Origin of the sequence: Flavobacterium frigidarium DSM 17623, assembly GCF_000425505.1 — a bacterium.
Lineage (GTDB): Bacteria > Bacteroidota > Bacteroidia > Flavobacteriales > Flavobacteriaceae > Flavobacterium > Flavobacterium frigidarium.
In genome coordinates this window covers 33,132-40,563 of the sequence record NZ_KE384392.1, presented here as the reverse complement: position 1 = coordinate 40,563, position 7,432 = coordinate 33,132, and the positions used below count along the sequence as shown (strand labels likewise).

The 7,432-nt window shown below is 33.3% G+C and carries 6 protein-coding genes; 4 read left to right on the top strand and 2 right to left on the bottom strand.

Going from position 1 to position 7,432, the window contains the following annotated elements; genetic code table 11:
- The 4 genes from H603_RS17565 to H603_RS0112905 form a co-directional block, all read left to right on the top strand.
- Nucleotides 1-759, top strand: a 759-nt coding sequence (locus H603_RS17565) for a sensor histidine kinase (RefSeq protein ID WP_169628298.1), incomplete at its 5' end; no start/stop codon positions are given.
- Nucleotides 752-1,171 carry a response regulator gene (locus H603_RS16855; RefSeq protein ID WP_051219323.1) on the top strand — a complete coding sequence of 140 codons (420 nt, stop codon included), beginning with the start codon at nt 752-754 and terminating at the stop codon, nt 1,169-1,171. The genes H603_RS17565 and H603_RS16855, both read left to right, overlap by 8 nt.
- A gap of 217 nt (nt 1,172-1,388) precedes the next feature.
- Nucleotides 1,389-3,194 carry a glycoside hydrolase family 15 protein gene (locus tag H603_RS0112910; RefSeq protein WP_026708999.1) on the top strand — a complete coding sequence of 602 codons (1,806 nt, stop codon included), beginning with the start codon at nt 1,389-1,391 and terminating at the stop codon, nt 3,192-3,194.
- A 245-nt stretch (nt 3,195-3,439) separates the two neighbouring features.
- Complete coding sequence (locus H603_RS0112905; RefSeq protein WP_026708998.1) at nt 3,440-3,877, top strand: adenylyltransferase/cytidyltransferase family protein; 438 nt, start codon at nt 3,440-3,442, stop codon at nt 3,875-3,877.
- 85 nt (nt 3,878-3,962) lie between these two features.
- Here H603_RS0112905 and H603_RS0112900 read toward each other — a convergent pair whose 3' ends face one another.
- Both H603_RS0112900 and H603_RS0112895 read right to left on the bottom strand, forming a co-directional pair.
- On the bottom strand, nt 3,963-5,039 hold the full coding sequence (locus H603_RS0112900) for a DNA topoisomerase IB (protein ID WP_026708997.1): 1,077 nt from the start codon (nt 5,037-5,039) through the stop codon (nt 3,963-3,965).
- Nucleotides 5,040-5,199: 160 nt separating this feature from the next.
- A complete protein-coding gene (locus H603_RS0112895; protein WP_026708996.1) occupies nt 5,200-7,410 on the bottom strand; it encodes a bifunctional alpha,alpha-trehalose-phosphate synthase (UDP-forming)/trehalose-phosphatase in 2,211 nt (736 codons plus the stop codon).
- Nucleotides 7,411-7,432: the final 22 nt, after the last annotated feature.

Here is a 7,432-nt window from a genome sequence, read left to right as displayed (position 1 = left end):
AATAAAGAACTCGCTTTTCAAAACGATGAAAAAGAAAACCGCGCAGCAGAACTAGTAGCGACAAACGACGAATTAATTAAGGCAAACGCTGAATTGGATCGCTTTGTCTACAGCGTGTCGCACGATTTGAGATCACCACTAACTTCTGTTCTGGGATTACTTTCCATCATTGAGGATGAAACCGAAGAAGCAGATACTTTAGAGCATGCGCTGATGATTAAAACAAGTATTAATCGACTTGATGATTTTATCAAAAATATCCTTAATTATTCTCGAAATAATAGAACCGAAATTTTCATTGAAGAAATTAAGATCCTGCAAATTATCACTTCAGTTGTTCGCTCCACTGAAAATAATAAACAAGCAAAAGGAATTCATTTTGAAGTTAAAAATGATATAGCCACCAATTTCCATTCTGACGCATTGCGTTTTACTACCATTCTTGAAAATATAATTTCGAATGCCGTAAAATATCATAATCCAGCAGTGCGTAAAAGATTTATCAAAATAAGTGTTTCCTGTAATGATGCCGAATTAGTCCTGACAATAGAAGACAATGGTGTTGGAATCGCTCCAGAATTTCACGAAAAAGTATTTGAAATGTTTTTTCGATTACCGGGAGAGGCAGAAGGATCAGGAATTGGGCTATACATAGTGAAAGAAACAGTAGAAAAACTGCATGGAAATATCCAAATTACATCAAATCTAGGACAAGGAACAACTTTACTGATCCGATTAAAAAACTTTAAATATGATTGAGGATGTAAGTGCTAAATTCAAAAAAGTGATGACGATTGATGACAATGCAATTGACTTATACATCACTTCGCGCTTGATAAAAAAGAATAACTTTGCTGCTGCAATTTTGCCTTTTTCAAATGCAACTGAAGCATTAAATTATTTAACTGAAAATCAAAATAGTCCGGACTTATTACCCGAAATTATCTTTGTAGATATATATATGCCTTTGATGTCGGGCTTTGAATTTTTAATTGCTTATCATTCTTTTCCTGAACAATTAAAATCAAGCTGCCAAGTATTTGTTATATCATCTACCATAGATCAAGCTGATCTGGATAAAGCAAATAGCGATCCTAATGTAACATCCTTTCAAGTAAAGCCAATAACTATCGATTTTTTAAATTCTATTAGGAGTTTCATAAAAGAGTAAAGCAGCAATTATCTTTTTTATGTACACACACTAACCTCTGTTTTTGAATAGATTAAAAATAGCTAGTAAATTAAACTGTTAATTGCATTATTGGCAAAATCTTCGTTGAGAAACATAATCATAAATAATTAATATTTTTTTGGCACACATATCTTGGCTCGCGTGCAATGATTCCTTAATTTAGGTAAATAATCATGTAGAACAAAAAAATACTTTTATGAATAACTTAAATTACGGAATAGTAGGTAATTGTCGTAGCGCAGCATTAATATCAGATATTGGTGCAATCGAGTGGCTTTGTTTACCTGAATTTGACTCCTCATCTGTATTTGGAAAAATATTAGATTCAAAAATTGGAGGAAGTTTTGAAATACATACTACAGAAGATTATAAAATCTCACAGCAATACCTTGAAAATACAAGTATCTTAGTTACCACTTTTGACAACGGTATTGATGCTTTTGAAATAAATGATTTTATGCCAAGATACCGCAAGGAAAATGGCGGTTATATGATTCCACCTGAAATTATCAGGTATTTTAGAAAGCTCAGCGGTACTCCTAAATTTAAAATAGCTTACAATCCTAAATTAGAATATGCTACCGGAGAAACTGTAACTTATGTGAAGGACGATCACATTATTAGTTTAAGCAACTCAGAGAAATTTGACTCTTTATTTTTATACAGCTGTTTTGATCTTAATGATCTCAAGGACGCAAAGGAAATTACTTTAAATGGAGATGGCTATATACTTCTAGCATACAATGAAAAAATTTTAAATCCAACGCTTCCGAAAATCAATTTAGAATTCGAACGTACAAAAACGTATTGGTTGGGCTGGTCAGATAAGACTACTAAGTATAGTAAATTCAATAAAGAAATTATTCGAAGTGCAATTACATTAAAATTATTAAGTTACGAAAAAACTGGAGCTGTTCTAGCAGCAGCAACAACTTCATTACCGGAAACAATTGGGGAAGTTCGTAACTGGGATTATAGATTTTGCTGGATTCGTGATGCTTCAATGGTCGTAAAAGTTGTCTCTGAGCTTGGTCATAAAAAAATGGCTAAGAATTACCTACAGTTCATTGTAGATTTGATTCCGGATAAGGATGAGAAACTGCAAATAATGTATGGTATAAATAAAGAAAAAAAGCTGACAGAGCAAACTCTTGATCACTTGAGTGGTTATATGGGCAGTAAACCTGTACGTATAGGAAATGCAGCCTATTCACAACGCCAAAATGATATTTACGGTATCTTGATGGATGTAATTCACCAGCAGTTAATCACTTTTAACAACGATACTGAAAATGGTGAGGAGCTCTGGAACATCACTAAAGGTATAGTTTGGGTTGTTGAAAAACACTGGCAAGAACCAGATAAAGGAATTTGGGAATTTAGAACTGAGGAGCGTCATTTTACTTTTTCGAAAGTACTATGCTGGACCGCCATTGATCGCGCTATAAAAGTAGCAAATATTCTAGGCAAAAAATCTAATGCTTTAAAATGGGAACCACTTGCCGAAGAAATTAAAAATGATATTTTACAAAATGCTTGGAATGAAGATGTTCAAGCCTTTACCCAATCTTATGGTTCGCCGGACTTAGACACCTCAGTGTTATTAATGGAAAATTATGGTTTTATTGATGCAATGAACCCTAAATATGTGGCTACAGTACATGCTATAGAAAGAGATCTTAGCAATGATGGTTTACTATATCGTTACAAAAATAAAGATGATTTTGGTTTACCATCATCATCATTTACGATCTGTACTTTTTGGTTCATTAATAGTTTATACAAAATTGGAGAGGCTAAAAAAGCTAAAAAATTATTCAAACAATTACTTACTTACAGCAATCATTTAGGATTATTTAGTGAAGACATCGATTTTGAAACAAAACGATTGTTAGGAAACTTTCCGCAAGCGTATTCTCATTTAGCACTAATTGAAACAGCAATCAACTTATCTAATGTGAGTGACGAAGATGGTGTTCTTGACGCCATAGGAAGAGAATAATTTTTTATCATAGAATAGAAAGCCGCATTGAGAAATGCGGCTTTTTTTATTTTCTGTTTCTAAACTATTTAATTTTATTCGATTATAAAACATGCAAGAAAAATTCTATAATATCTAATGATAATAGTATAAAATAAACCTGAGTCAAAATACTAATTTTGAATATACTGAAAACAAAAAACTTTTGAATGCATCCTATTAAGAATGCATTCGTAAATATTCAAAACAAACAAAACAGATATATTATGGACTTGATTACAAAAAGAGGAATTACATTTAGCGCATTTGATTTATTACATGCAGGACACGTAAGAATGTTAGAAGAAGCAAAAATGCACTGTGACTATTTAATTGTAGGTTTACAAACTGATCCCACAATTGACCGACCTGAAAAAAACAAACCTACTCAATCAGTAGTGGAAAGATACATCCAACTAAAAGCTTGTAAATTTGTTGATGAAATCATTCCTTATACTACTGAGCAGGATTTAGAAGATATTTTAAGAGCGCTACAAATCGATGTTAGAATTATTGGAGAAGAATATAGAGACGTTAACTTTACAGGAAGAGAATACTGCGAAAAAAGTAATATCGTCACGATCTACAATAAACGTGACCACAGATTTTCTAGTAGTGGATTGCGCCGAGAAGTATATAAATGTGAAGGTTTAAGAACGGCTTAAAGTCGGGATTACCATAAAAGTAAAAAGCTCTAAAGTTAACTATTTAACTTTAGAGCTTTTTTTTAAACTATACTGTTACCATTAATTAGGCTAAAACTTCTGCAATTTTTTCACTTGATAATAATTTTATTAAGGCTTTCTCCTCAGCGTTCAATTTACTGCTGTTTGTAGTGCGTTTAGGTTGGTACTTCCAGATAGAACCACTTTCAAAAGAAGCAATAACAGTAGGATGTACATAATACTTTTTACATACAGTTCGTGTATTTCCTAGTTTTGCCGATACGTCATCAAGAACACTAATTATTTTTTTCTTGCAATCATTTGCCGAAAGCGGTTTTTCTTGTTCTAAAAAACAGCTCAGAGCATTCAAACTACCGGACCAACACCTAAAATCTTTAGCAGTAAAATCCATCCCTGTACATTCTTTTATATAACCATTAATATCCGCTGAACCTACAGTGTGGTGTGCTCCATTATCATCATAGTACTGAAACAACTCCTGCCCCGGAATGTCTCTACACCTTTTTACGAGACGCATTAGTCGTTTATCTTTTAGTGTGATTTTATGTTTAACTCCCTTTTTACCTTTAAATTCAAATGAGATTAATCCCTTTCCAATTTTTGCATGCTTGTCTTGTAGTGTAGTCAAACCAAAAGAACCATATAATTTTTTATATGCTTCATTCCCAATCCTGATATTGGTAACTTCGATTAATTTAATAACTAAGGCTATAACCTTTTCATAAGGCATACCCTTTTTATTTAAATCTTTCTCTAACTGTGTTCTAATTTTTGGTAAAACCTTAGCAAATTGACGAAGACGATAAAACTTGGATTGGTTGCGTAGCTTGTTCCAGTTTGCATGGTAACGGTATTGTTTTCGACCTTTGGCATCAATTCCAGTTGCTTGTAAATGCGAATTTTCGTAAGGAGAGATCCATACTTTTTCCCAAGCTGGCGGGAGCACCATTTTTTTAAATCGATCTAATAGTTCAATATCAGATACATTCTCTCCATATTCATCTTTATATATAAAATTCTTTCCGTTTTTAAATCTGAAATAACCTTTTGTAGCATTACTAAAGTATCTCAAGCCTGCTAATTTTGCCGTTTGTTGCGGATTATTATCAATTTTTGCCAATTTATTTTCTAGCCTAGTCATAATTATTTTTTTAAACACCTAGAGTAAATATACGGCTGCAAACCCTGGATTAAATTACAAGATTATAGTTGCTAATTATATGATTTTCACAAAAAAAACGCATTTAGAAACAGCAATAATTGCGTTTTCAAATGCGTTAAATAATCTTACATATAAATTGTTATTTTGAAGTAATGCTTTTTAATAAGTCAAGTACATCATTGTTACTTTTAATATAATACTGAGCTGCTGTTTTGACGTTACCTACTTTAACTGTGTGAGCTGAGTCAGGTAGCTCTTCAAACATAAATTCGTCAGTCCAGTCATCCCCTATTGCAAAAATGAAATCGTATTTATCATTCGAAATAATTCTTGAAGCTGCTCTCCCTTTATTTATATTACTATTCTTAACTTCAAGTACTTTGTTACCTTCTAATAAAGACAAAGTATTATTAAATAATAAACTCTTCAACACATGTTTCAGTTCCATGGTACGTAAAGCCGCCATTTCAGGATCTGCCTTACGGTAATGCCATGCAAGTGAGTATTCTTTTTCTTCGATAAGCGTTCCCGGAGTACTATCTGTGAAAGATTCAATCACGGGACGAATGTTTTCTTTCCAACTCGTTTTTAGTTGATCGAGAGTAGTCCACTCTCCGCCATTTTTGCGTAACCAAGCGCCATGATCTGTAACTAAAGTCAATTCTTTATGACCGAACCAACCCTCTAATGTCTTGCGGTCGCGACCACTAATTATCGCAATTTCTGTATTGGGATCCTCAGCAATTTTATCTAATAAATCATAAATTTCTTGTGTAGGAATCGCATCACTAGGATTGTTTTTGAACCCAACTAGAGTTCCGTCGTAATCAAGGAGCAGCAATCTTTTAGCAGACGCTTTGTATTTTTCTGCAATTTCAGCTCTTGTTGCTTCATCCATTTCTTTGGCTACCGGTACAGGAACAATTTTGCCTGCAGCTTCTAGAGATTTCAAAAATTCTTTTGCCCAGCGCTCCACAGTGTAACGTGAAATTCTTTTCTGCAATGCTTGAATTCTTGTTTTTTGTTCCTCTTGAGGCATTTCTAGAGCATTCTTGATACTGTCTGCCGTTTGATCAAAATTGTTTGGATTCACTATCAGTGCTTCGTGCATTTCCTTTGCCACACCTGCCATTTCACTAAGAATTAAAACACCATTCTCCTTTGTACGAGTAGCGACATACTCTTTCGCTACAAGATTCATTCCATCTCTAATTGGGGTCACCATAGCGACATCAGATGAAACATACAAATCAATCAAATCATCAAATGGTAGTGATCTGTAGAAATACCATATAGGTGTCCAACTTATTGTTGACAAATCACCATTAATACGTCCTACAAGTTCGTCAGTTTCTCTTTTTAATTTTTGATATTGGGGCACATTTTCTCTCGAAGGTACCGCTAGCATCACTAATCTTACCTTCCCCTTGTACTCAGGATATTTGTTTAGGAAATATTCGAAAGATTTAATCCTATTAGGAATTCCTTTGGTATAATCCATCCTATCGATGGAAAGTATTAATTTACTTTCTTCATTAGATTTATTGTGAAAATCTAAATTTTTCATTAATTCAGATTTGCTTTCTTCAGGATATTTATCATGATCTAATGCAGCGTTATGATATTTGTCGTAATCTATCCCCATTGGAAATGAATCTACTTTGATAATTCGATTACCAAAAGAAATTTCATTGAAGTTAATTTCGACATCTTTTATGCGACTAACAGAACTAATAAAATGCCTTGCGTAATCGTAGGTATGAAAACCAACTAAATCAGCTCCCAACATACCTTGTAATAATTCATTTCGCCAAGGACATGTTCTAAAAAGTTCGTAAGATGGGTAAGGAATATGTAAAAAGAAACCGATGGTAATATTTGGATTCTTCTTTCTTAATAATTCTGGTAATAATAATAATTGGTAATCGTGAACCCACACAGTATCGCCATCGTTTACATGCTCTAAAACTACATCTGCAAATTTTTGGTTAACTTCTACATAAGATTCCCATTGTGTTAACTCAAACTCTGTATAGGCTTGAAAATAATGAAATAAAGGCCATAAAGCCATATTACTGAAACCGTAGTAATAAAGTTCGATATCCTTTTCACTTAAAGGAACTTGAATACATTTTTCTGCAGCTAGTGCCTCTATAACTTGCTCCTCTTGTTGTGTAGAAAGGTTTTCTTTGGCTAAGCCTGACCAACCAATCCATATGCCGTTGCCCTCTGAGTGAACTGACTTCATACCTGTCGCCAGCCCTCCCGTACTAGATTTTACAATTAATTCCTCTTTTTCAAATTTTAAATCTACTGGTAATCTGTTAGAAACTATTACTGTTTTACTCATCACAAAATTTTGGTTATTATAT

Excerpts from the sequence above, each read along its gene's own strand:
- H603_RS16855 (WP_051219323.1), top strand. The coding sequence starts at position 752 with ATGATTGAGGATGTAAGTGCTAAATTCAAAAAAGTGATGACGATTGAT.
- H603_RS0112910 (WP_026708999.1), top strand. The coding sequence starts at position 1,389 with ATGAATAACTTAAATTACGGAATAGTAGGTAATTGTCGTAGCGCAGCA.
- H603_RS0112905 (WP_026708998.1), top strand. The coding sequence starts at position 3,440 with ATGGACTTGATTACAAAAAGAGGAATTACATTTAGCGCATTTGATTTA.
- H603_RS0112900 (WP_026708997.1), bottom strand. The coding sequence starts at position 5,039 with ATGACTAGGCTAGAAAATAAATTGGCAAAAATTGATAATAATCCGCAA.
- H603_RS0112895 (WP_026708996.1), bottom strand. The coding sequence starts at position 7,410 with ATGAGTAAAACAGTAATAGTTTCTAACAGATTACCAGTAGATTTAAAA.